The organism is Corynebacterium sp. NML98-0116, assembly GCF_001767255.1.
GTDB lineage: Bacteria > Actinomycetota > Actinomycetes > Mycobacteriales > Mycobacteriaceae > Corynebacterium > Corynebacterium pseudogenitalium.
The window spans coordinates 979,826-1,003,487 of the sequence record NZ_CP017639.1; the positions used below are offsets into that span (position 1 = coordinate 979,826).

A 23,662-nucleotide genomic window follows, 5' to 3' on the forward strand; every position below is an offset into this window, starting at 1 on the left:
AGTATCTATCGAGTTTCTGTATTCAGTTTAGGGGCCTGTGTCCTTAGTTCGCCACCGCTGCAGGTTCTGCTTGGGCAGCGACCTTCTGGATCTCCTCGTTTGGCCAGAACTGCTTAGCGACGATGACCGCTACAGTTGCGACCGCCACGCCTGCAATGAGCGCGACGAACAGTCCCCACCAAGGCTCGTAGGCAAAGAGCACGAAGAGACCACCGTGTGGAGCCTGCACACCAACATTGAGTGCCATGCTGACCGCGCCAGCAGTGGCGCCACCGAGCATCATCGAAGGGATAACGCGGAACGGGTCAGCTGCAGCAAACGGGATTGCGCCCTCGCTGACAAACGACAGTCCGAGGAGCCATGCGGATTTGCCGTTCTCTTGCTCCGCCGGGGTAAACAATCCTTTGCGGAGGAACGTCGCGATTGACAGTGCGATCGGGGGAACCATGCCAGCAATCATTACAGCCGCCATAATTTGGAAGCTTGCCTCCGTTCCCGCAGACAGACCAGCGGTTCCGAAGAGGTACGCCGCCTTGTTGACTGGGCCACCTAGGTCAAAGCACATCATGAGCCCGATGATGACGCCGAGCAGGACCGCAGAGGATCCGCTCATCGACTCAAGCCAGCCCTGCAGTCCCAGCATGAGAGACTCAAGCGGACGCCCCAACAGTAAGAACATGATGAGGCCGATAGCAAGGGAAGTCAGCAGCGGGATGATGACCACTGGCATCAGGGACCCGAGCCAGCGCGGAACCTTCCATGTCTGGATCCAGTATGCGATCAAACCAGCCAGCAGACCTGTGACAAGGCCGCCGATAAAACCTGCGCCAACCATGACGGAGATAGCACCGCCGATAAATCCTGGCGCGATACCTGGACGTCCTGCAAGGCCATACCCGATGTAGCCGGAGAGCGCCGCAACAACGAAGCCCATGCCCATCTGGCCTGTCGCGAACATGACAGCACCGAGATACAGAAGCCAGCCGGAACGGCGGAACGTCATCATTTCACCGTCGACATCGATTGTATGTCCAGGCAGGTGGGTCGGGGAGAAGTTCGTGACGAGGGACTGCCAGCCATTCGCCATGTCGTATCCGCCGAAGAGGAAACCAAGCGCGAGGAGCAGGCCGCCTGCTGCAACGAAAGGCACCATGTACGACACACCGGTCATTACAGCTTGCTGGATCTTCTTTGGCCAGCTTTCACCAGAGGAAGCGGAGTCTTCTCGCTGCTCCGATCCCGCCGTGGTGACTCTTGGTGCATTCGGATCGTTTGCAGCGGCAATGGCCTCGTCGATCATCTTGTTTGGCTCGTTGATGCCACGCTTTACTGGACTATCAACGACCGGCTTGCCTGCAAAACGTGCTTTGTTACGCACAGCAACATCATGGGCGAAGATTACGGCGTCAGCACTGTCGATGTAGGCCTGATCCAGAGGATCGCCGCCGGAAGAACCTTGCGGCTCCACCTGAAACTCGACATCATCGCGAGCCTGCGCAGCTTGTGTCAGAGCGTCGGCTGCCATGTATGTGTGGGCAATGCCGGTCGCGCACGATGTAACAGCTGCAATCCTAAACTTTTTCACGCCATCGGTCTTGCCCGTCGCAGCGGGAGTAGGTGCTGCGGCAGTTTTCTTCTTAGGAGCAGCGTTGACGACGTCCAGCACCGCGTTGACGACCGTTTGCTCATCCTTTGCCTCGCGGAGCTGAGTTACGAAGTCGCCGCGTACCAAGGCACGTGCGAGCTTGGAAAGGATCTTCAAATGCGCCTTACCGCCGCCTTCAGGAGCAGCGATCAAAAATACAAGCTCTGCGTCTCCATCTGGCCCCGAGAAGTCAACGGGCCGCTGTAACCTGGCAAAAACCAACGTTGGGGTTTCGACTGCTTCGGTGCGGCAGTGGGGGATTGCAACACGGCCATTCACACCGGTGCCAGCTTTCTGCTCACGGGCGTAAGCTGCGTCGGCTAGCTTCAAGCTGTCGCTTGCTCGGCCTGCGTCCTGGGCTTGCTGCGCGAGGTGTTCGATGACCTCTCTTGGCGTCGACCCGTAGTCCACATCGAGACTAACGAGTTGTGGAGTGATGATGTTGTCACTCATGGTGGACTCCTGTTCTCTTAAATTATGAATCGATTTCTACGACTTGGGTTTGTTCCAAGTTGATGTCGTCAGGGCTTGGAATCCCGGTACCTGGTAGGCCTGCTGCAGCAGAGCCATAGGCGACCGCGGTTTGGAGGCACTGGTCCAACGGCAGGCGTTGAGTGCGAGCCATAACATATCCAGCAAGTGAGCTGTCGCCTGCTCCAACGGTAGATTTCACAACAGTCGGTGGGGGCGTTGCTGCCCAGGCAGAGTCTGCGGTGACCAGGCAAGCACCTGCGCCACCGAGGGTGACGAGAATTTCTTTAGCCCCTCGCTGAATCAAGCGTTTCGCTGCCTGAACAACCTCGGAGTAGTCTCCGGCTGAAGCGCTAGTCTCTAGTACATGCCCATCGGCTCCCACCAATTGCGCTAATTCAAAAGCGTTGGGTTTCAGGATATCGGGGGCTGCAGATTCAAGCTGATCTCCCAGCTTTACCAGGGGTTCGTCTGATGTGTCGACGGCCACCAGTACGTCTTCGGCGAGCCTCAATCGGATTTCTCGGGTCAACGTTGCGTAGAGATCCGCCGGGGCTCCACTTGGCAGCGACCCTGCCATGACGACGGCCTTACATTCGCTGCTATGCGAATCAAGCGCGTCGAGGAACCCCTGCTGGACATCAATGGTGTATTGAGGGCCAGGCTCATTGATTTTGGTAGTCGTACCGTCGGATTCAGTAATCGCAGTATTGGTACGGATATTGCCCTCAACCGGGATGAAAACAAAAGGAAAACCGAGTCGGTTAGCAGCGAACTTGAAAGGGTCGCTTTCCCCGCAGGGAACTACAGCGAGTGCCGCTCTTCCAGCCTTCGCTACGGCGTGGGCCACGTTGACGCCTTTTCCGCCAGCTTCTCGCGTAGCGGTAATGGCACGGGCGACTTCGCCGCGACGCAACGTTGCTACAGAAAGCGTTGCATCTGTACTTGGATTCGGAGTGAACGTCAGAATCATGTGGCGCATCCTTAGAGTAATTGGTGCTCTGTGGGGTAGCGCCTACCGAAAGTCTGTTGTGCAGCTGCAGTATCGAAAAGCGCTACTAAAGCCATAATGCCCGATTATGTCCGTTAATGCAATAGAACGGGCACAATCGGGCATTTGATTCCTTTTGTTTCACTCTTCGGCAAGGACGACCTTGATTCCACGCTCCCGCAATTCGCTGACAAAGCTCTCTGGTGCGTCTGTGTCGGTAACAACGACGTCAATTGCGTCTAGCGGCGCAAAGCTAACTAGATAATCATTGCCGAGCTTCGTGGAGTCGCAGAGCACAACTACCTTGCGTGCATTGGTGACCATTGAAGATTTGACCGCAGCCTCTTGGGCGTCGGCGGTAGAGAGGCCGTGGTCAATAGTCAAGGCATTCGTGCCAATAAAAGCAACATCTGCACGCATAAGCGCGAGAGTGTGTAATGCCGTATCGCCTACAACAGCTTGGGTGATTGCACGGACTGTCCCCCCGAGGAGCTGAACGTCTGTAAGCCCGCAGGATGATAGGTCTAGCGCGATCGGGAGGGAGTTCGTAACTATAGACCAATGTTGTGTTTTTCCTGCTGCGGCAATAAGATCGGCCAGTCCATTGATGGTGGTGCCGGCGTCGAGAAAGATGCCAGCGCCAGGATCCTCTGGGAGAAACTGTGTCGCAGCGCGCGCGATCGCCGATTTGGCGGTCGGTGCCGACCGGAACCGGGCATCAAGAGAAAACTCTGTGGTGAGAAATGATTGGCTAGCGACGGCTCCGCCGTGAACGCGGTGGACAATTCCTTCATTATGGAGAATTGCCAAGTCCCGCCTGATGGTCTCGGCTGTTACATCAAACCGTTCGGCCAGCTCCGTAACATTCACGCGTCCTTCGACTGCGGTAAGTGACGCGATCTGCCTTCTTCTCTCTTCGGCGTACATACAACTCCTCCGTGGGGCAACCACGAATCAGCAGGGTTCAAAAATTAGGTTGCCCCTATTGTTGCAAAACCGTGCGCCCGAATGCTTTTACATGTGTTTGATAGCCCCCGGTTGGGGGCGAAATGGCGAAAAATGGCTACAGGGTCCGGAAAACAGAGACCACTTTGCCCATAATCTCGGCGTCGTTGCCTTGTATCGGAGAAAAGGCATCGTTATGAGGAATGAGCCATACTCCGGAAGAGTCCTTATGAAACTCCTTGACAGTTGCCTCCCCGTCAATTAGCGCTGCTACGAACTCGCCCTCTTCGGCAACATGTTGTGAGCGGATGACTACCCAGTCACCATTGAGAATGCCTGCATCGCGCATTGATTCTCCAACCACCTGAAGCATGAAGAGGTCGCCGCTATCGAGTAGTTCTTCCGGCAGGGGGTAGTAGTGTTCAATGTTTTCCTCTGCCAGGATCGGAGTTCCAGCGGCGATTTGGCCGAGGATAGGGATCATCCGTGCTGGAGAAGTTCCATCAATGTCCGCATCGTCTTTCGGTGTAACCGAACCTCCCATAGATTCTGGCAGGTGGCGGAGGTCTACGGCTCGTGGCTTGTTTGGGTCACGGCGAAGGAACCCTTTCTTTTCGAGCTCCTTCAGCTGGTAGGCGACAGAAGAAGTTGATTGGAGTCCTGCGGCGTCGCCGATCTCTCGAATGCTTGGTGGATAGCCACGTAATACGACGGCGTCGCGAATGACTTGAAGGATTCGCTTTTGTCTGTCTGAAAGTACGCTCATATCGAACTTTTCACTGGTTGTGTTCTTGCGTGCCATGGGTCCTCACATTGAGTCTCGATAGTGTCTTCTGTACAGAATATATCAAAGAGGGCAAATATGTTCGATAGTTGGGGGGGTTGTGGGGATCTGATATGAGATGGTATAAATCGAACATAGAAGTTAAATCGAACAAATACGCTAAAAATGTTTCGCGTGAGATGAGAAACCTTCGAATTCGCGAAATGAAGTAAGGGGCATTTTATGAGCATCATTGACCAGGCGAAAATAATTTCTACTCGTGCTGATATGGCGGGAGCTCCACTTGCACCACGGTCTTCAATGCCAGCTGAAGTGTGGGATTTTGTACCCATGCGGGGTGATCGAGGGGGTGAGCCGTCACGCCACGAGCAGGTTATCAACCAGAACTTTCGTTGCCGCTGGGCGGCTGCAGATGCTCCCGAGCCAACCGTTTATTCTTCCGCCGAGCCTCAAGAGCAGCGAGCAAACGTTCTAATGGGAGCCCTTCTTGGGGTAACTATGTTCGTCGCTGTACTTATCTCGGGCGATTTCGGTAATAGCGAGTGGGACTCGGTGTCGCGGGACGATTCGAACGTTGCTCATAGCTATGAAGTCGCTTCTGCAGCGCAACGTTAACCCGCTAATGTAGGGGGTGATAACTGTTCTCCGAGAAAGTGGGGTGTAGATGTACTGTCCGTTTTGTCATCACGAACAATCGCGAGTTACAGATTCTCGTGTTGTAGACGGGGGCTCTGCTATCCGGCGGCGGCGAGAGTGCACATCGTGCGGGGGCCGATTCACAACGATCGAGAAGGCCGTGCTGACCGTTGTGAAGCGCAATGGAGTAACTGAACCGTTCGACAAGGAAAAGTTGATCGTTGGTGTTCGGCGTGCTTGTCAAGGCAGGAACGTTAGCGACGACGCATTGAAGCGGCTAGCGCAGCAAGTAGAGGAGACGGTTCGGGCTCAAGGAAGTTCTCAAGTCGCGGCAAATGACATTGGACTGGCGGTATTGGAACCGCTTCGCACACTGGACGAGGTTGCGTACCTGCGATTTGCCTCGGTGTACAAGTCTTTTGAAAGCGCCGAAGATTTCCAGTCGGAAATCCGGTTGATGAAACGACGCGAGCGAGAGGGGCTGGAATAAAGTCCGAGGCTCACTAGCGAAGTTTATCGACCATTTTTTCAATACGACGCACGCTCACAGGCTTTTGGGTGCCAAGGTGTTGTGCAAACAAACTCACTCGCAGCTCCTGAATTCGCCACATCACGTCCTTGTATGCGCGTGTCTTCCTGCGTTGGGCAGGGAGCTGTTCCATTCGTCGCTCCAGGTAAGCCTTAGCATTTGCTACTTCAGCCTGCCGCTCTTCGTCACGTTCCGGTTCCGCTTCTAGATGCTCAAGCCGTATCTGGATTGCCTCTATGTAACGGGGGAGGTGCTGTAGGTGTTGCATGCCATGAACCGTGATAGCGTTCGCGGGCAGCATGAATGCTAGTTGCTCCCGAATATCATCAATCGCAGGCCCATCCCAATTCTTGAGCTCTTGCATCAAATCTGAGTATGCAGCGAGACCCGGCGCGATCGATACAATTGATCGTCGGACAGCTCCCGGAATAGTCGGTTTAATTTTTGCACACAGTGCGTCGAAATCAGCAGGTGACCTCACAGGGCCGCCGGCTTGAATCATCGCGTCGCGGATTGCTGCAACGCGAGCGTCTTCGACAAGGCCGGAAGCCCCGCCATGTGGATACCTATCAACAGCGACACGTTGCTGTAGTGGCAGTCCTTTCGTCATTTGAGTCTCGGAAACCTCGATTGCCCGCAGCAGCAACGTGAGCGTTGCCGTCATCATTGATGCATCAGCACTCGCCCGGGTTGGATGCACAGCAACGCGAACGCCTTTGGGAGTCACCTCGAGCGCAGGATAGGCCTCGACTTTGTTGCCATCAATGGTTGTGGTCGTAGTTTCGGGAATATCGCCGAGTGTGTCTTCGGTCCATACAGGAACTTCGGCAGTTTCAGAGTGACGGCTTGCTTTCGCGACTGAAGATCGAATCTGTGTGGCCCGACGCTTCTTCAAAGCAAGGAGACTCTTGTCTGAGTCGACAATTTTCCCACGTTTATCAATGACTGCAAACGTTATGAGCAAGTGTGGTGGCAGCAGGTGCGTGCGGAAATCATGCCCGCTAATGCCGCTGGCGCCCAATTCAGTGAGGGCCTGAGCCAGTGCTTCGGTAACCGGCGTGTGTGGATCGAACGTCATACGCTCAAGTGCACGGTCAGCGAAGTCTGGAGCGGGGACGACGCCCTTGCGTAGTGGTTTCGGCAGTGAACGAATGAGTTCAGTTAGCAACTCTTTACGTAGCCCGGGTACAAGCCAGTCAAATCCGAATGATTCAACGCTGGCCAGTAGAGGCAAGGGAATTGAGATGGTAACACCGTCATAGGCGCTTCCAGGCTCGAATTTGTACGACACATCGAACCGCATCGACCCTTGTGACCATGACATTGGAAAGTCTTCTGCAGAGATAGTCTGGGCAGAATCGTCAACGAGTTTACTTGGATCAAAGTGAAGATATCCGGGATCGAGCTGCTGTTGCTTCTTCCACCAACTGTCAAAATTGTTCGCTGTTGTGACTGAATCCGGCAGTTTCACGTCGTAGAAATCGAATAGAGTGTCTTCGTCAACGACGATGCCCCTACGCCGTAGCTTTTCTTCAACTTCTGCGGCTTCGCTTAGCAACAAGCTGTTGTGTTCGAGAAACTTATGAGTCCTCGTCCAATCGCCGTCAATGAGTGCGTGACGAATAAACATCTCGCGCGCAGCCGTAGGATCAACGCGGTGGTAGGGGATAAGTCGGTCTCGCACGATAGGGATGCCGTACAATAACGATTTTTGATGGACCATTGCGCATGCGCGTTTCCGTGACCAGAACGGTTCTGAATAGACATGTTTCAGGAGTGATCCTGCCGCGTGCTCGATCCATGAGGATTCTACTTTTGCCACGTCTCTGGCCCAAAGCCGCGAGGTTTCTACAAGCTCGCTTGCCATCAAAAACTCTGGTGGGGTCTTGGCCAGCGATGACCCTGGGAAAATCAGGAAACGGGTACCACGAGCACCTTGGTATTCCTTGCTGTTTCCGTCGCGAGCACCGATATTCGAAAGTAAGCCAGTGAGCAATGCTCGATGAATCGAGTCAGCGTCACGTTTCGTTGTCATTGTCATTGCTTTGTCGACGTCCCAGCCCAGTCGACGTTCGACGTCGCGGAGCTGACGAACGAGGTCGTGCCATTCACGAATTCGCATATAGTGCAAATACTCACGCTTCATGCGCTTTCTGAACTGATTGCCTGAAAGCTCTTCACGGAGACCTCCGACGTAATCCCAGAGCTTGAGCGCTGAAAGAAAGTCGGATGTCTTGTCTTTGAAGCGTGCATGGGCTTGGTCTGCTTGTGCCTGAAATTCCAGGGGGCGTTCGCGCACGTCTTGAATCGACATATGGGCGACAACTGCGGTGACATCCTCCAACACCCGGTAGCGTTCGGCCTCGACGAGCATGCGAGCCATCTTGGGGTCGACTGGGATTTTCGCAAGCGTATGGCCAATTTTCGTGAGTTTTGGAAGTTCACCCTTTGGTATTGCTTTGATTGCACCGAGCTCGTACAAGAGCGTAAGGCCATCGCGAATAGCTTTGTCGTCTGGGGATTCCACGAATGGAAAGTGCCGCATGTCGCCGAGATTGAGAGAAATCATTTGCAGGATCACACTTGCCAAGTTGGTCCGCAATATTTCAGGGTCAGTAAATTCCGGGCGTGAATTAAAGTTCTCTTCCGAGTACAAGCGGATAGCGATACCGTCAGCAACACGTCCACAACGGCCCGAGCGCTGGTTTGCTGAGGCTTGGGATATTTCCTCAATCGGAAGACGCTGTACTTTAGTCCGCGTTGAATACCGTGAAATGCGAGCGAGGCCAGTGTCCACAACGTAGTGAATTCCCGGCACTGTGAGCGAAGTTTCGGCGATGTTCGTAGAGAGGACGATCCTACGCCCGCTATGTGGGGAGAAGACGCGGTGCTGTTCTGCGTTCGAAAGGCGTCCGAAAAGTGGCGCGACTTCAACATTCTTCCAATGCTGCTTTTCAATTGCTTCCATGCAGTCACGGATGTCACGTTCTGAGGCGAAAAAGCAGAGGATGTCACCGTCGCCTTCTGCCATCAACTCCTTGATGGCGTTGATAACACCGTCAATCATGTCAATATCAATTTCACGATCGCCGGCATTTTCGACGAGCGGACGGTAGCGCACCTCAACCGGGTAGGTACGACCTGAAACCTCAATAATCGGGGCGGGGTTGCCTTCTTCGTCACAGAAGTGCTGCGCGAAGCGTTCGACGTCAATGGTGGCGGACGTGATGATGACCTTCAGGTCGGGGCGTTTGGGGAGAAGCTCCTTGACGTATCCAAGCAAAAAGTCGATGTTCAGGGAACGCTCGTGCGCCTCATCGATAATGATGGTGTCGTACGCGTTGAGGAACCGATCACGCTGAATCTCCGTAAGGAGAATTCCGTCTGTCATGAGCTTCACTGAGGTAGTGGTGCTGACCTTGTCGTCGAAGCGAATGGCGTAGCCGACCGATTCTCCAATGCTCTGACCTAATTCGTCCGCTATGCGTTCAGCGACAGTTCTAGCAGCGAGACGGCGTGGCTGAGTATGCGCGATACGCCCCCGTCGACCGCGGCCGAGCTCGAGCAGCATCTTAGGAATCTGGGTGGTCTTGCCGGATCCAGTTTCACCAGCAATAACAGTCACTTGGTGGTTCGCGACAGCTTCTAAGATGTCATTCTTGCGTTGAGAAACCGGGAGTGCATCTGGGTACTCGATGTTCGGAATGAGTTCATCCCGCGCCCGAACGACGTGCAAGCTTCGGGCAATTGCCTCTTCAACTTTGTTAAGTTCCTTGCCGTTCTTGGCCTGTCGAATGCGACGGCGAAGACGTCGGACGTCGCGTAGTTCCACGTTGTCTAGTTGGCGGAAGAGTTCTTTCTTAGGTGTTTGTTCCTGGTCCTTCATAACTAGCGTCCCAGTTTAGCGGGACAGAATCGCATCACTGGTTTTCGCTACCTCTTTGTACGCCTTTCTACACAACGCTCCAAGTTCCTCAAACTCATGGATGCGGGAAGAAGAAGAGCGGTAGACCAGTCCAATTGTACGCTTCGCGTCGACACTCTTCTGGAAGGTAGAAAGCCCCAAACCAGGACGTGTGCACTCAGCTGCAATAGCTGACTTGGGAACGAGGGTTGATCCAAGGCCAGCCACAACCAGCTGCATGATGGTAGTCAGTGACGCAGCCCGTGTATCTGATTGGCTTGAATTTGAGGGTGTAGTTTGAACATTCTTGCAAAGGTCAACTATTTGGTCGCGCAGGCAGTGGCCGTCGTCGAGAAGAAGCAAATCGAGTTCTTCCAGGACATCGAGAGTAAGGTTTTGGAGCCCAGACAACTTGTGTTTCTCATTTGTTACGACAATGAAGTCTTCGTCATAGAGTTCCAATTCACTGACTCCAGGCGCGTGTGTAGGCAGGGCTAGCAGCGCCACATCGACGTTTCCGTCGCGCAATTTAGCGAGTAGGTGCTTGGTGGGCTCTTCGATGATTCGAGGAGTTAAATCGGGGAACTCGCTCTGAATCAGTTGTAAAAGGGTGGGCAGGATATACGGTGCAATGGTGGGGATGATGCCGATATTGAGAGGCCCGGAAAGGACCCCATGTGCACCGCGGGCATGTGCAACAAAAGCATCGGCTGCTTCAAGCGTTGCTTTCGCATAGGGGAGGAGCGCCTCCCCAGTTGGAGTGACGATGACCTTTCGGGTGGATCGCTCGATAAGTTGAATCCCTAAACCGGTCTCTAGCGCGACCAATGCCTGGGATAATGACGGTTGAGAAATGTTGAGCTTGCTCGCAGCAGTGCCGAAGTGCCTATTCTCGGCGATGGTCACAAACGTACGAAGTTGGGCCAAGGTTGGTTTATATTCTTTATTGTTCATTCTTATAACCATACGGCATTGCAATAGGTTTTGCTGTTGAAATTGCGCGGCGTTTCTGGCACAATGTTTGTCAGAGTGCGAGCGATTGCATTCCAAGACCGTATATATACGACATCTCACATTCGGAGGTTAAGCTATGGCAATTCTGACTGTAGGCGAGCGTTTCCCTGAGTTCGATCTGGTAGCGCTGAAGGGTGGCGACCTTCATGAGGTCGACGCAACAAGCCCAGAGGACTACTTCGAGAATGTATCCCTGGAAAAGTACGAGGGTAAGTGGAAGGTCGTTTTCTTCTACCCGAAGGACTTTACGTTCGTCTGCCCAACCGAGATCGCAGCGTTCGGCAAGCTGAACGAAGAGTTCGAAGATCGCGATACGCAGGTCCTTGGTGGCTCCACTGACAATGAGTACTCCCACTTCAACTGGCGTGCAACGCACCCAGATCTGAAGACCGTTCCGTTCCCAATGTTTGCTGATGTCCGCCACGACTTGATCCGTGCACTGGGCGTTGAAAATGAGGCAGGCGTCGCTGATCGTGCAACGTTCATCATCGACCCAGACGGCGTCATCCAGTTCGTGTCTGTCACCCCGGATGCTGTTGGCCGTAACGTCGAAGAGGTGCTTCGCGTTTTGGATGCTCTCCAGTCCGAAGAGGTCTGCGCCTGCGACTGGCAGAAGAACGACCCAACGAAGAATATCGACAAGTTGGCTGTCGTTCAGGAATCCCTGAAGTAAATGAACTCCGAGTCCCCGTCACTAGTTCAATACTCAGTGACGGGGATTTATTAATAAACAATAGAGAGGAAAGAGATATGTCGATCGATAATCTGCGCAGCGCTTTGCCTGAATATGCAAAAGACCAGAAGCTGAACCTTGGCTCCCTGACGCGCTCTACAGAGCTGAACGAGCAGCAGCTGTGGGGCACTCTCGTTGCCTCCGCTGCAGCGACAAAGAACCCCACCGTGATCTCTGAGATTACGGACGAGGCCAAGGAGCACCTGTCCGAAGAGGCTCTCGATGCCGCTTTCGGCGCAGCAACTGTTATGGCAATGAACAACGTTGCCTACCGCGCAAAGGGCTGGCTCGGCGATGACTTTGCACAGGTAAAGTTTGGCCTTCGCATGAACATCATCTCGAAGCCTGGCGTCGAGAAGGCAGACTTTGAGCTGTGGTCGCTCGCAGTATCTGCTGTCAATGGCTGCGAGCATTGCGCTGTTGCACACTCCAATGTCGTGCGCGAAGAGGGCCTGACCAAGGAGCAGGTCTGGGAGGCAGTAAAGATTGCTGCTGTTATCCAGGCCATTGCACAGACCGTAGTGGTAGAAGACGCACGCTAACTGTTACGTCTTCTGCGCGATAGTCGGCTGAGGGACTACATCTGGACAACGTCCAAGTCCCTCAGCCGAACTTCTCCCGCCTCGTCAGAGGCATCGAGATCGACGACGCCGTGGAATTGGAAGCTGCGGTCCCCATCTGGGTCTTTCACGATCTGTACGACTTCCCAGAGCCGCGAGCTTTCATCCTTAACTCGGAAATACTCTGGCCCGCGAGCATCTGCGTCTATCATGACATCGTCGTACTCGTCGAAGTAATCGTCGAGAAGCGAGGGCCAGTCGGGCCGAACATCGGGGTCGAGATATTCAAGCATCGACTCCAGGGCTTCTTCCTTTTCGAACGCAAACAGTTCAACAAGCCTAAAGAAGTAGTTGCGAACCATGATTTTGAACGCCCTGCGGTTCGCTGTGAGCGCCGTAGGATCCTCAACACCGAACGCGAGCTCGCGGTCGAGAACGTCCTGGGAGATTGGGGCGTCGTCATCAGCTAGCGTCGCCCATTCGTCAATGAGCGACGAGTCCACCTGACGGATCAGTTCGCCTAGCCATACGATGATATCTTCGAGCTCTTCAGTCATGTATGCCTCGGGCACAGAGTGGGAGAGGGTGCGCCACGCATCGGTAAGGTAGCGGAGCACCACACCCTCAGAGCGGGATAGCCCGTAGGTTGCGATGAGATCCGAAAACGTCATCGCATGCTCGATCATGTCGCGTACCACCGACTTTGGCGAAAGCTGCCACTCTTTCGCCCACGGGTTACTGGAGCAGTAGGTTTCAAATGCATCTTCCAGTTCCTCCGCGAGCGGCTGAGGGTACGTCACATCTTCGATGAGTGCCATGCGCTCCGTGTAGTCGACGCCCTCTGCCTTGAGAGCTGCGATCTCCTCGCCGCGAGCTGCTGACTGCTGAGCTTGCAGCACCTGACGGGGGTCATCCAAGATTGCCTCAAACGCTGAGATTACATCCAACGAATACGTTGAAGACTCGGGGTCAAGCACCGTGAGAAATGCCAGCGCGAACGGGGAAAGCGGTTGGTTGAGCGCAAAGTCCCTGTCCAGCTCTCGCGTGAGAGTATAGGGGCGATACGCTGGAGAATCAGGAGTGCGTTCTACAATGTCAGCCTGGATGAGCCCGCGAAACAGATCGACTGCCGTAAGAATGTCACGGTTCTGCTTAGCGCGTGTGTCATGGTTGCTCCGAATCAAGTGCTTCATGTGCTCGTAGCCGTCACCCGGGCGAGCAATAACATTGAGCAACATGGAATTCGATACTTGGAACTGGCTAGTGAGTTCCTCCGGTTCTGCCGTTGTGAGGCGCTGGAAAGTTTTTTCGGACCAGGTAACTTCGCCATCACGAGCTGACTTCTTGTTGAGCTTCTTAAGCCGCTTCGGATCGTCGCCGACGCGACGCCGAAGCTTTGCATTCTCAATCTCGTGTTCTGGCGCTTCGACGACGACCGTGCCCTCGGTGTCGTACCCAGCTCGCCCCGCGCGGCCGGCGATTTGGTGAAACTCCCTCGATTTAAGGATGCGTTGTTTCGTCCCGTCATATTTTGCCAGGCCGGTAATCAGCACAGTACGAATTGGCACATTGATACCGACGCCGAGGGTGTCCGTTCCGCAGATCACCTTTAAAAGCCCTGTTTGAGATAGTTTTTCGACGAGCCGTCGATACTTCGGCAGCATTCCGGCATGGTGAATGCCAATGCCTTTTCGAAGTAACCTCGACAACGTTTTACCGAAGGTAGTCGTGAACCTAAAATTCCCGATCTCCTCGGCGATACGTTGCTTCTCCTCTGCGGTGATGATTTTCATACTGGTCAGTGCCTGCGCGCGCTCTGCTGCCTCGCGTTGTGAGAAGTGCACAACGTAGATCGGCGCTTTGTTATCCGCCAGTAGTTCTTCGATCGTCTCATGGACGGGGGAGAACACGTAACTGAAATCGAGTGGCACGGGACGCTCCGACCCACCAACATACGTGGTTGGGCGGCCAGTGCGCTCGGTGAGATCCTTTTCTATCCAGGCAGTTTCTCCAAGCGTGGCAGACATCAAAAGGAACTGGGCCTGGGGGAGTTCCAGTAGCGGCACCTGCCATGCCCATCCGCGGTCCGGCTCCGAATAGTAGTGAAACTCATCCATGATGACCTGCTGAATCTTCGCGTGCTCACCTTCTCGCAGCGCAATATTCGCGACGATTTCAGCGGTGGCTGCGATAATAGGGGCGCCGCTGTTCACTGTGGCATCACCGGTCATCATCCCTACGTTTTCTGCTCCGAAGATCTCACACAGTGCAAAGAACTTTTCGCTCACAAGCGCCTTAATTGGGGCAGTATAAAACGAGCGCTGCCCTCGAGCCATGGCAATGAAGTGCGCAGCGTTTGCCACCATCGACTTTCCCGAACCGGTTGGCGTCGCCAGGATCACATTATCCCCAGCAAGCAACGCAAGCGAAGCTTCTTCCTGAGCTTCATAAAGCGAGATTCCACGACTCTGTGTCCACGCAGTGAAAGAGTCCCAGACGGCCTCTTCAAAAAGGTCTGCTGGAACGTCGTCAAGGTCTGCCAAATACGTCGAAAGAGTCACGCCAACTACCGTAGCCGAGTTCGTCGCGAAAAGCCGCTACTCGTCTTCCTCATCGGTTGGCTGAGCTGGGTCAATATAGTAAAAATCCTGCAAAGCCTGACTGAGATCATCGCCAAAAGGCAGTCCCCGTTGTCCGTCGACAAGCGGACGACTCTGCTGGTCCTCGATCGCCGTGAGATAGTTCTCGAAGGCTTCGCTGATCTCATCGCCGGAAGGAACCTGTGCCTCACCGGGCATCTTTGCGTTGGGATTGTTCCTGCGGTACTCCTCAACTTCACGGTCGTAATGCTGTTCGAGAGCCGAGACGACTTGCGCGATCTCCTTTGACGCAGCCGTTTGCTCTGCTAATTGACGCTGAACACTTGTTATCTCTTGCTCGAGCGCGCGGAGTGGCAACTGAAGATTTGCTGTATCCTCGAGCGCCTGCATGAGCTGGAACGCCGCCATCGGGTAAGGAGAGTTTGCAATGTAATGAGGTACATGCGCAGTAAAACCAGCGACCTTTTCGCCTCGCTTATCTAGCTCTCGCTCGATCATGATGGAGGCAGCCCCGGGCACAGTAATAATTCCGTCGAAGAGATACTTGTCTTTCACCAAGCTCTCATCATTTCCGTGTGTGGAAACCACTACTGGGCGGGTATGGGGAGCGGCAACAGGGGCAGCGTAGAGGCACAGCGTTTGCTGAACTCCAAACTGCACTGCAAGGTCAGCCACAGACTTGCTAAATGCCTCCCAACGCAGATCAGGCTCTGGCCCGCTCAGCAGCAGAAACGGCATATCCTTTGTGTCGCGGACAACACGCAGCTCAATGCCGATCTCTTCGACGTCGGCCACCGTGTGATTCGCCAGGGTTACAGCAGGCCTGCGAGAGCGGTAGTCAATGAGTTCATCGTTATTGAAGGTGGCTAAAGTGCGGGTTTCCAACGCCGCGTTGAGATGATTCGATACCCCTTCAACCGCATGGCCCGCATCTGCGTAACCCTGTAACGCAACGACGAGCGTTGGCCCCTCAGGAGATTCGCCAAGACTCGAGGGAGACGGGTACTCAAGTTCATACATGCGATTATTCGTTGGCATGACCGCTCCTAGGATAATTTGAAAGGATCTAACTTTGTACTTACCCACAACGTCTGGGGTGAAGAAATATTCCTGCTGAAAATAAGGAATTCTAGCAAAGCGGGAACCGATGCTGTGTTGGCTACGTCTAAACTGTATGAAAATAAATGCAGCTAATTCATCACTTTTTGGACCATCAGATATCATCGCAGCCCTGCCCGGGGTTCTAGGGTTTTATCCTCAAGAATCGGTCGTGGTGCTCGGCATCATTCCGGACAGCGAAGGAACACGTGGGCTTCAACTTGGACCTGTAGTTCGCGTTGACCTCACGCGCCTTGAAGCATTCATAGAAAGCCTCAAGACCGACGTGACGCAATACCTACTGGGGGATGACGTCATCGCGTACCTTGCAGTCATTGTGAGCCGTATTCCGAACTCAGAGCTCGTCAAAGACGCAGTTGATCGCTTGCAGTTCCTCGAAGAAGAAACCGGTTTCAAAGTCGACCTGTGCTGGCATGTTTCCGAAATTGCGCAGGGTACCCCATATACATTGCTTTTTGGACCGCCATTGAATGCGGCCGAAGAATGCGATCGCGCGTCCTCCCTCATTGGTGGCTGTGTATCGTCAGTGATTTCCTCTCCATCGATGCGCCCATACGTTGAGCAGGGGATACTCCCAGAACTCGATAGACAAGACACGTTTAGCTATTTTGAGCCGGTCGATTCGGAGTCCGTCCAACTGGCGCAACAAATCCAGGCACAGACACGCAAAGACGGGTTGCAGCTACTGAAAGACTTGTGGGGCGGTAGCCACGCTGGGGAGGAGGAACACCCGGCAAAACTGGCGAAAGAAGAAATTGAAAGCATTATCGAGGTTCTGCTTTGCTTGCCCGAGACTTGCCTCATCGGCCAGCGCGATGCTAATCCAATCGGCGAAATCTCGAATGAAATGAGAATCGCGCTCGAAGGCTTGACGGCTCTGCTCACCCATGCTCTACTGCGGGATACACTTATCCCCACGATTATGCAGAACCCAAAGCGACTTGCTGCTCCACTACTATTCTTGTCGCGCCATGCTGTGGGGACAGTGCGGGCAAACGCGTTAGCGTTGTGGGCTGTGATCGCTGTGCGGTGCGAGATCGGGTCTTGGGCAGGGGTCGCACTACAGTGCGCGCTGCAAGAAATGCCGGACCACTCATTAAGCGACGTGCTCCTGCAGTTACTCGCGATCGGTCAATATGAGGGTCTCCTGCACGCAGTTGAAGAAGGCGGGGAAGCAGTCTGGATGGAGCTAGAGATGCTTGCAGGTTCCTAACAGCAGATCGGCTCTACTGAAGCTCAATGCGCACGGCATGCGCGAGGTCATCAGGAATGACGAAATCTTTTTGGCCAGGAAGTGATAGCTGTAGCCCGCCATCATCCGGAAGGCTCACTATGACTTTCTGGCCGACGATATCGCCTAGGCCTGCCAGCTCCGGCAAACGCTCTGCTTCAAGCTGCAGAATCTCACTGATTTGGACCACTACAGCTTCGCGACCCTCGGAGAGATCTAAGTCCGTTGCGCGAGTGCCAAGCTCAGGCTTAGCAACATTTGAACCGCCAATTTCATCCAACGCAGGGATGGGGTTGCCAAACGGAGATACCTGAGGGTGGTTGAGTACCTCGTATACGCGCTTTTCCACGGCTTCACTCATCACGTGTTCCCAGCGACATGCTTCGTCGTGCACTTGTTCAATATCCAACTTGAGGATGCTGGTGAGAAGGCACTCTGCGAGGCGGTGCTTACGCATCACCGCAGTCGCACGGGCGCGTCCCTCGTCGGTAAGGGAGAGCGAGCGATCTGTTTCAACAACAATCAGGCCGTCGCGCTCCATGCGGGCGACGGTCTGGGAAACTGTCGGGCCAGACTGCTCGAGCCGCTCTGCGATTCGTGCGCGGAGCGGCACAATGCCTTCCTCCTCAAGTTCGTAAACTGTACGTAAATACATTTCTGTTGTGTCTACGAGATCACGCACGTGGAACTCCCTTGCCTAAAAGTCGCTCTGAAGCGTTGAGGCTGCATCAACATTCAACGCAGTCCAAGAATCGACGCCTATTAACGATTGCTATGGTAACCCAAAAAACTATTAGTTGCGGAACGCTTCGTCGCGGTTGTTACATTGCGTAATCCCTAAGGCGCTCTGCCCGGTCACCTACGCGAAGCTTCGCCATGACCTCTCGTTCGATTTGGCGAACGCGCTCACGAGACAAGCCGAATTTACGCCCAATCTGGTCCAATGTGCGGGGAACACCGTCGGTCAGCCCATAGCGCATACGGATGACGTCCTGCTCGCGCTGCTCCAAACCGTTGATGACATCTTGGATGTCATCGTGACGGAGCACGGATACCACCGCGTCTTCGGCGTCTGTAGCTTCTGCATCTTCAATGAAGTCCCCCAGGGGGGCCTCTTCATCCGCTCCGACCGGCATGTCAAGACTCACGGGGTCTCGGGATTGACGCAGGAGGAGCTCAATCTTGTCCTCTTCGATGCCAGACTCCTCTGCCAACTCCTCATTCGTTGGTTCGCGGCCAAACGACTGGTACATCTCGCGGCGAATTCGGGAGAGTTTATTGACTTGTTCTACAAGATGCACAGGGAGACGGATAGTACGAGACTGGTCTGCCATGCCGCGAGTAATGGCCTGGCGAATCCACCACGTCGCGTACGTTGAGAATTTAAAGCCCCTGGCATAGTCAAATTTCTCCATCGCGCGGATCAGTCCGAGGTTGCCCTCTTGGATCAGATCGAGCAGTGGCATCCCGCGTCCTGTGTAGCGCTTTGCCAACGACACAACCAGACGAAGATTTGCCTCGAGGAGGTGGGCGCGAGCTTTCCGTCCTTGCTTCGCCAGAATTTTATAGTCACGTTTCTGGGCTCGGGTGAGCTTGCAGTCTGGATCATCAAGAAGCTGCTGGGCATAGAGTCCAACTTCGATCTGCTGGGCTAGTTCGACCTCTTCTTCTGCATCGAGCAGGGCAGTCTTGCCAATGCCATTGAGATACACGCGAACAAGGTCAGCCGATGGATTGTCGTTCGTTTGATTGCGACGACTACCGCGGTCAACTTTTTCTTCGTTGTCCGCTGTTAAGGTCTGACTCTTCGACGTCATTGAGCACTGCCTCCTTGGACGAGTGGAACAGGTAATCTTCTACACCCTCAACGATCTTGGACACATTTTTGTTCCCAATGATCAAAAGAGTGCTAGGCCTCGACAATCACCGTGAATGGGCCGTCGTTGATGCTCTGCACCTTCATATGGGCACCAAACTTTCCTTCAGCGACCGTGATGCCCCGGTCTCGGAGGTAGACTGCGATTTTTTCAATGATGGGTGCTGCTTCATCTGCGGGGGCTGCGTCACTCCATGACGGCCTCCGTCCTTTTGCCGTGCGACCCATCAACGTGAACTGACTCACAAGCAAAACAGGGGCTTGTGCGTCCACTACAGACTTTTCGCCCTCAAGAATTCGCAGTTCCGCGATTTTGCGAGCAACCGTTTCCCAAGCGTCGTCGCTATCCTTACGTCCTGCTCCGACAAGGGCCAGAATTCCACCCGTCGCCTCGCAGTCGATTGCTCCGACGACTTCACCGTCGACGGTGACGCTCGCGTTCGTAACTCTTGTCAATACAGCCTTCATTCCTACTCCACCTCTGCAATTTCCGCCGGCAGCACGATGCCGTGGCGGATAAGATCCACAACAGCTGCAACCGTTTGGTTTTCCAATTCTTCAAGGGCCTGCTGGTCGTCGACACCTCGAGATGCTGCTAGGATGCCCACCACGTCACGCAGTGGCAAGCCGGCGGGATGCAATCCTGCAAGGACGGTTTTCAACGCCTCATCCAATGAATGAGAGAATCGTGGGCCATCCATTCGAGTAATGCGCAGCTCTTCGCGCGTGAAACCCAGCCCCTCTTCAGTATTTGGCACAGCGATGTCTTCGATCGCGACTGTGGGCCGGACCAGGAACGAACTATCTAAGAGTTCCTGGACGGATTTTTGCCGTAGCCACGCCTGCCGTAGATAGTATTCTTCGACCTCAGGCCCAAGCGGGTCCGTGAACGGGTGTGTTAATTCTTCCGCAGTAATCTCGGAGGGCTGGTCGCCGATGTGTTGCATGAAAATCCAACCGAAACCAATAGCGTGAACACCCGCGGCTTGGAAGTAATCGAGCCACTGTTGTGTGCGGGCTATGCCGCTTTCAGTCCTGAGGTCGACTGATTCATCTTTCAGCCACGTGGCGACGTAGGTCTCGGGGTCAACCACTTCTCGTTGAAGCACCCATGCGCTGACTCCTTGCGAAGGGACCCAACTCGCAACTCGCGACTGCCACGCCTCACCATCAATATGGGCCCATGAGCCCAGCATGCACAGCATCCCACCTTCTGCGAGATATTCAGGTGCGTGCTCTGCCACGAGGTGACTTGCTTCATCCAGTGGCATGCCGGAGTCGCGGTAAACATGCCCTACCTCCGGAATGCCGACTACAAACGGCGGGTTGGCAACGATCCTGTCAAACTGCTCGCCCGCGACAGGCTCAAACCAAGATCCTTCGCGGAGCTGAACGTTAGTGATGCCATTCATCTCGAGCGTGGCCTGAGCCAACTCGATCGCTCGATGATGAATGTCAGTACCGACGATCTGATCGGCAAGGCCAGATTGTGCTACCGACAGCACCCCTGAACCGGTTCCAAGGTCCAAAACCGTTCCAGTCGGTGACTGCGGGATCGCGTGCAACAGGGATTTCGACGCCGCTCCGACTCCAAGTACGTGATCTTTGCCGGGAACGATTGCAGACGTAGAGGCGTCGAGATCTGCAACTATGAGGTGATGCTGTTGAGACAACAAATGAGGCCGGATGTCGTAAGCAACCTCGTAGCGTTGCTCTTTGGTCTGGTGAAAGACACCTGCGCTGATGAGTTTCTCAGCAAGTGACGAGCCAAATAACGCCTCGAGCTCGTTTTTGGAAGTCGGGCGCCGCAACAACAAAGTGGATATGGCCGATCCGATAACGTCTTCTGAATGGCAGCGACGCAGGACGGATCCCACCTCGCCCCGGTAGAGAGCCTGGTATGCATTTGGTCCAAGATAACTTCCAATCGAAGATGTGGTGTAGGGGAGCGCGCGCAATCGTTCACCGAGCTCCCGCGCAAGTCCAGGGTGTAATCCAAATGCCGTAGATGATAAATCTGTCATGCTGCTACTCCGATTGGGATTCGTGATCGATAACGGTCGGCGTCGTATCTGTTGAAGCCTGGTTCGAGGATAGTTGTTGCCTCGACTGCTCCTCCAACGCGGCATAGGCACGACTCAGCGCAGGCTTGTAGACATTCTTTTCACGCGGATCACGCGACTCTCCTTTCGCGTTGCCCAACATCACTGCGCCCCAGGGGAGCGGTACGGAAACAATAAAGAGCAACGTCGCAATCCACCAGTTACCGAGCCACCACGCAGATGCGATCGAAAGCAAAATGAAAGGGATCCGAAGTGCCTGCAACCAAAGGTATTGAGCCTCTCGGCTCTGCAGGTTTTGCTCCGGCGTCTGTTTCGCATCCGTAATGAGTGCACGGTGTCGTTTTGAGCGGAAATGACGAAAAAGGAAATGCTTATCGTCGTGGACTTCGACTTCCGCATCAATCGAGACGTGCTCTTGTGCCTCGCCCTCTCTCTCATTCATAAATACACAGGTTAGCGCCTCGGCTTAAAAACTTTGCCAAAGTGGGGCATGATGGGAGTCGTGAATACGACGACGAAGACTCTTGAGCGCACAGACCTTCGGGAAGACACATCGTCAACAAATGATGATGGAACCCCCAAGTTTTTCCACTACGTGAAGAAGGATCAGATTTTCGATTCTGCGATTTCTGGAAAAGTCGTAGTCGCACTCTGTGGCAAGACATTTCCGGTGAAGAAGCAGGCGAAGCCTGGGTCGCCAGTATGTCCTGACTGCGAACGCATCTATAAGGGGTTGCGTCGGAAGTGACGGCTCCAGGTACGTCGGCCGGGCCTCAGCTGCGCGCATGGCAGCAAGAGGCCCTCGATTCGTTTATGCGCACCAAACCTCGAGACTTTCTCGCTGTAGCAACTCCTGGTGCGGGTAAGACGACGTTTGCACTGACACTAGCCAGCAAACTGCACGCATCGAAGGCAGTGCAGCGCATCATCGTCGTCGTACCAACAGAACACCTAAAACACCAGTGGTCCCAATCAGCAGCGAGGTTCGGCCTTTCGCTAGACCCAAACTTCACAAACTCATCTGCGGTAAACCCTGCCTATGACGGCATTGTCGTGACGTATGCGCAAATCGGTATGCACCCGTTCAAGCATCATGCGGTGGCCACTGCGAAGCGCAGTTTGGTGATTCTTGATGAGATTCACCATGCTGGTGACGCCAAAAGTTGGGGGGATGGAGTCTACGAGGCTTACAACGATGTCGAACACCGCTTAGCGTTGACAGGTACGCCGTTTCGCTCTGATGATTCCCAGATTCCGTTCGTCCGATACGTCGAAGACGGCGATGGGCACCTCGTTTCACAAGCGGACTACACCTATGGGTACTCCCACGCCTTGGCCGATGGCGTCGTCCGCCCAGTTGTATTCCTGGCATATTCCGGCGAGGCACAGTGGAAAGACTCCGCCGGGGAAGAGTATTCCGCAAGGCTTGGTGAGCCACTGAATGCCGAGCAGACCGCGCGTGCCTGGAAAACTGCCCTAGATCCGAAAGGGGACTGGATCAAGGCAGTCCTCCAGGCGGCACATACAAGGCTGAAAAAACTTCGTACGAATATGCCGGATGCCGGAGGCCTCGTCATCGCTACGAACAAGACGACAGCACGCGCCTACGCCAAGATCCTCTCCAGCATTTCGAGCACGCCCGTTACGGTCGTGCTCTCAGACGAAGCCGGGGCATCCGACCGCATCGACGAATTCTCCGCGTCCACCGACGAATGGATGGTCGCAGTCAGAATGGTCTCTGAGGGAGTCGACGTTCCTCGCCTCGCTGTCGGAGTATATGCAACATCAGCATCGACACCACTGTTTTTCGCGCAGGCAATCGGACGATTCGTGCGCTCACGCATGCCAGGCGAATCCGCCTCCGTTTTTCTCCCGTCGGTCCCGGTTCTGCTCCGCCTCGCGGAAGAAATGGAGGTGTCACGCGACCACGTTTTGGGCAAACCACACCGAGAATCAGGGTGGTCCGACGAGCTACTAGCCCAAGCAAACCAAGTTCAAAACGAACCAGACGACAACCCTTCGTACGAAGCCATCGGCGCATCAGCCGAGCTAGACTCTTTAATTTTCGACGGCTCCACCTACGGCACACCCACCGTCGCAGGATCCGCAGAGGAACAAGACTTCCTAGGCCTTCCAGGGCTGCTTGACGAAGAACAGGTCAAGACTCTGCTCCGCAAACGCCAAAGCGACCAACTAGATGCCCGAGAAGCAGAAGAAAAAGCGCGAAAGGCTGCCGAGCGCCAAGCACGCGAGCGTGCTGAAGTTCTAGGAGAGCACTTGGCTCCCACTCAGCCGTCCAAGCAAACCTCCGCGCCGGGTAGCAGTGAGGAGGCATCAGTGGCGGCTGATGAGATTCCCCAGTTGAGAAAGGAACTCAACGCTCGCGTTTCAATCGTCGCTGGAAAGACGGGTCGCCCGCATGGTGCGATCCATACGGAAGCGCGTAAAGCGTGTGGTGGTCCACCGACCGCGCTGTGCAATGCGGAACAGCTGCGGGCGCGTATTGCGTACTTACGAGATTGGTAATACACGAAACCGGTAGGAGAGTGGACCTCCTACCG

Annotated in this window: 20 protein-coding genes; 7 read left to right on the forward strand and 13 right to left on the reverse strand. The window is 54.5% G+C overall.

Annotated elements, in window-relative coordinates; genetic code table 11:
• Window positions 1–43 precede the first annotated feature (43 nt).
• The 4 genes from BJP05_RS04300 to lexA all read right to left on the reverse strand — a co-directional run bounded on the left by BJP05_RS04300 (window position 44) and on the right by lexA (window position 4,854).
• Complete coding sequence (locus BJP05_RS04300) at window positions 44–2,098, reverse strand: fructose-specific PTS transporter subunit EIIC (RefSeq protein WP_070362336.1); 2,055 nt, start codon at window positions 2,096–2,098, stop codon at window positions 44–46.
• Between the two features lie 22 nt (window positions 2,099–2,120).
• Entirely contained in the window at window positions 2,121–3,089 is a 969-nt protein-coding gene (locus tag BJP05_RS04305; protein ID WP_070362337.1) for a 1-phosphofructokinase family hexose kinase, read from the reverse strand.
• A 159-nt stretch (window positions 3,090–3,248) separates the two neighbouring features.
• Window positions 3,249–4,034, reverse strand: coding sequence for a DeoR/GlpR family DNA-binding transcription regulator (locus BJP05_RS04310; protein WP_070362338.1), 786 nt, complete (start codon window positions 4,032–4,034; stop codon window positions 3,249–3,251).
• A gap of 136 nt (window positions 4,035–4,170) precedes the next feature.
• Window positions 4,171–4,854, reverse strand: coding sequence for a transcriptional repressor LexA (gene lexA / locus BJP05_RS04315; RefSeq protein ID WP_070362339.1), 684 nt, complete (start codon window positions 4,852–4,854; stop codon window positions 4,171–4,173).
• Window positions 4,855–5,058: 204 nt separating this feature from the next.
• On the opposite strand from lexA, the gene BJP05_RS11130 reads away from it, so the two are divergent.
• Entirely contained in the window at window positions 5,059–5,451 is a 393-nt protein-coding gene (locus tag BJP05_RS11130; RefSeq protein ID WP_143000867.1) for a hypothetical protein, read from the forward strand.
• A 49-nt stretch (window positions 5,452–5,500) separates the two neighbouring features.
• Window positions 5,501–5,962, forward strand: a complete 462-nt coding sequence (gene nrdR / locus BJP05_RS04325) for a transcriptional regulator NrdR (protein WP_070362341.1) — start codon at window positions 5,501–5,503, stop codon at window positions 5,960–5,962.
• Window positions 5,963–5,975: 13 nt separating this feature from the next.
• Here nrdR and hrpA read toward each other — a convergent pair whose 3' ends face one another.
• Window positions 5,976–9,887 carry an ATP-dependent RNA helicase HrpA gene (gene hrpA, locus BJP05_RS04330; protein WP_070362342.1) on the reverse strand — a complete coding sequence of 1,304 codons (3,912 nt, stop codon included), beginning with the start codon at window positions 9,885–9,887 and terminating at the stop codon, window positions 5,976–5,978.
• Window positions 9,888–9,902: 15 nt separating this feature from the next.
• Complete coding sequence (locus BJP05_RS04335; protein WP_070363497.1) at window positions 9,903–10,859, reverse strand: hydrogen peroxide-inducible genes activator; 957 nt, start codon at window positions 10,857–10,859, stop codon at window positions 9,903–9,905.
• 136 nt (window positions 10,860–10,995) lie between these two features.
• Between BJP05_RS04335 and BJP05_RS04340 the strand changes: the two genes are divergently transcribed.
• Complete coding sequence (locus BJP05_RS04340; RefSeq protein ID WP_070362343.1) at window positions 10,996–11,592, forward strand: peroxiredoxin; 597 nt, start codon at window positions 10,996–10,998, stop codon at window positions 11,590–11,592.
• Between the two features lie 77 nt (window positions 11,593–11,669).
• Entirely contained in the window at window positions 11,670–12,194 is a 525-nt protein-coding gene (locus tag BJP05_RS04345; RefSeq protein WP_070362344.1) for a carboxymuconolactone decarboxylase family protein, read from the forward strand.
• A gap of 35 nt (window positions 12,195–12,229) precedes the next feature.
• On the opposite strand, the gene BJP05_RS04350 is transcribed toward BJP05_RS04345, so the two are convergent.
• Complete coding sequence (locus BJP05_RS04350) at window positions 12,230–14,773, reverse strand: RNA helicase (RefSeq protein WP_070362345.1); 2,544 nt, start codon at window positions 14,771–14,773, stop codon at window positions 12,230–12,232.
• 36 nt (window positions 14,774–14,809) lie between these two features.
• The gene (locus BJP05_RS04355; protein ID WP_083290923.1) at window positions 14,810–15,850 is read right to left on the reverse strand and encodes a PAC2 family protein; all 1,041 of its coding nucleotides are present in this window, start codon (window positions 15,848–15,850) and stop codon (window positions 14,810–14,812) included.
• 136 nt (window positions 15,851–15,986) lie between these two features.
• On the opposite strand from BJP05_RS04355, the gene BJP05_RS04360 reads away from it, so the two are divergent.
• Window positions 15,987–17,144 (forward strand): DUF4192 domain-containing protein, encoded by a 1,158-nt coding sequence (locus BJP05_RS04360; protein WP_168156179.1) that lies wholly within the window; start codon window positions 15,987–15,989, stop codon window positions 17,142–17,144.
• A 13-nt stretch (window positions 17,145–17,157) separates the two neighbouring features.
• On the opposite strand, the gene BJP05_RS04365 is transcribed toward BJP05_RS04360, so the two are convergent.
• The 5 genes from BJP05_RS04365 to BJP05_RS04385 all read right to left on the reverse strand — a co-directional run bounded on the left by BJP05_RS04365 (window position 17,158) and on the right by BJP05_RS04385 (window position 21,543).
• Window positions 17,158–17,844 carry a metal-dependent transcriptional regulator gene (locus tag BJP05_RS04365; protein WP_070362348.1) on the reverse strand — a complete coding sequence of 229 codons (687 nt, stop codon included), beginning with the start codon at window positions 17,842–17,844 and terminating at the stop codon, window positions 17,158–17,160.
• A 139-nt stretch (window positions 17,845–17,983) separates the two neighbouring features.
• Window positions 17,984–18,979, reverse strand: coding sequence for a sigma-70 family RNA polymerase sigma factor (locus BJP05_RS04370; protein ID WP_070362349.1), 996 nt, complete (start codon window positions 18,977–18,979; stop codon window positions 17,984–17,986).
• Window positions 18,980–19,071: 92 nt separating this feature from the next.
• Window positions 19,072–19,506, reverse strand: a complete 435-nt coding sequence (gene dtd, locus BJP05_RS04375) for a D-aminoacyl-tRNA deacylase (RefSeq protein ID WP_070362350.1) — start codon at window positions 19,504–19,506, stop codon at window positions 19,072–19,074.
• A gap of 2 nt (window positions 19,507–19,508) precedes the next feature.
• Entirely contained in the window at window positions 19,509–21,062 is a 1,554-nt protein-coding gene (locus BJP05_RS04380; protein WP_070362351.1) for a methyltransferase, read from the reverse strand.
• A 4-nt stretch (window positions 21,063–21,066) separates the two neighbouring features.
• Window positions 21,067–21,543 (reverse strand): DUF3099 domain-containing protein, encoded by a 477-nt coding sequence (locus BJP05_RS04385; protein ID WP_070362352.1) that lies wholly within the window; start codon window positions 21,541–21,543, stop codon window positions 21,067–21,069.
• Window positions 21,544–21,594: 51 nt separating this feature from the next.
• On the opposite strand from BJP05_RS04385, the gene BJP05_RS04390 reads away from it, so the two are divergent.
• On the forward strand, window positions 21,595–21,849 hold the full coding sequence (locus BJP05_RS04390; protein WP_070363499.1) for a DUF3039 domain-containing protein: 255 nt from the start codon (window positions 21,595–21,597) through the stop codon (window positions 21,847–21,849).
• 65 nt (window positions 21,850–21,914) lie between these two features.
• Entirely contained in the window at window positions 21,915–23,627 is a 1,713-nt protein-coding gene (locus BJP05_RS04395; RefSeq protein ID WP_070363498.1) for a DEAD/DEAH box helicase, read from the forward strand.
• Window positions 23,628–23,662: the final 35 nt, after the last annotated feature.

What these genes read in the sequence shown, in the direction of transcription:
- BJP05_RS04300 (WP_070362336.1), bottom strand. Translation starts at nt 2,098, where the DNA reads ATGAGTGACAACATCATCACTCCACAACTCGTTAGTCTCGATGTGGAC.
- BJP05_RS04305 (WP_070362337.1), bottom strand. Translation starts at nt 3,089, where the DNA reads ATGATTCTGACGTTCACTCCGAATCCAAGTACAGATGCAACGCTTTCT.
- BJP05_RS04310 (WP_070362338.1), bottom strand. Translation starts at nt 4,034, where the DNA reads ATGTACGCCGAAGAGAGAAGAAGGCAGATCGCGTCACTTACCGCAGTC.
- lexA (WP_070362339.1), bottom strand. Translation starts at nt 4,854, where the DNA reads ATGGCACGCAAGAACACAACCAGTGAAAAGTTCGATATGAGCGTACTT.
- BJP05_RS11130 (WP_143000867.1), top strand. Translation starts at nt 5,059, where the DNA reads ATGAGCATCATTGACCAGGCGAAAATAATTTCTACTCGTGCTGATATG.
- nrdR (WP_070362341.1), top strand. Translation starts at nt 5,501, where the DNA reads ATGTACTGTCCGTTTTGTCATCACGAACAATCGCGAGTTACAGATTCT.
- hrpA (WP_070362342.1), bottom strand. Translation starts at nt 9,887, where the DNA reads ATGAAGGACCAGGAACAAACACCTAAGAAAGAACTCTTCCGCCAACTA.
- BJP05_RS04335 (WP_070363497.1), bottom strand. Translation starts at nt 10,859, where the DNA reads ATGAACAATAAAGAATATAAACCAACCTTGGCCCAACTTCGTACGTTT.
- BJP05_RS04340 (WP_070362343.1), top strand. Translation starts at nt 10,996, where the DNA reads ATGGCAATTCTGACTGTAGGCGAGCGTTTCCCTGAGTTCGATCTGGTA.
- BJP05_RS04345 (WP_070362344.1), top strand. Translation starts at nt 11,670, where the DNA reads ATGTCGATCGATAATCTGCGCAGCGCTTTGCCTGAATATGCAAAAGAC.
- BJP05_RS04355 (WP_083290923.1), bottom strand. Translation starts at nt 15,850, where the DNA reads ATGCCAACGAATAATCGCATGTATGAACTTGAGTACCCGTCTCCCTCG.
- BJP05_RS04360 (WP_168156179.1), top strand. Translation starts at nt 15,987, where the DNA reads ATGAAAATAAATGCAGCTAATTCATCACTTTTTGGACCATCAGATATC.
- BJP05_RS04370 (WP_070362349.1), bottom strand. Translation starts at nt 18,979, where the DNA reads ATGACGTCGAAGAGTCAGACCTTAACAGCGGACAACGAAGAAAAAGTT.
- dtd (WP_070362350.1), bottom strand. Translation starts at nt 19,506, where the DNA reads ATGAAGGCTGTATTGACAAGAGTTACGAACGCGAGCGTCACCGTCGAC.
- BJP05_RS04380 (WP_070362351.1), bottom strand. Translation starts at nt 21,062, where the DNA reads ATGACAGATTTATCATCTACGGCATTTGGATTACACCCTGGACTTGCG.
- BJP05_RS04385 (WP_070362352.1), bottom strand. Translation starts at nt 21,543, where the DNA reads ATGAATGAGAGAGAGGGCGAGGCACAAGAGCACGTCTCGATTGATGCG.
- BJP05_RS04390 (WP_070363499.1), top strand. Translation starts at nt 21,595, where the DNA reads ATGGGAGTCGTGAATACGACGACGAAGACTCTTGAGCGCACAGACCTT.
- BJP05_RS04395 (WP_070363498.1), top strand. Translation starts at nt 21,915, where the DNA reads ATGCGCACCAAACCTCGAGACTTTCTCGCTGTAGCAACTCCTGGTGCG.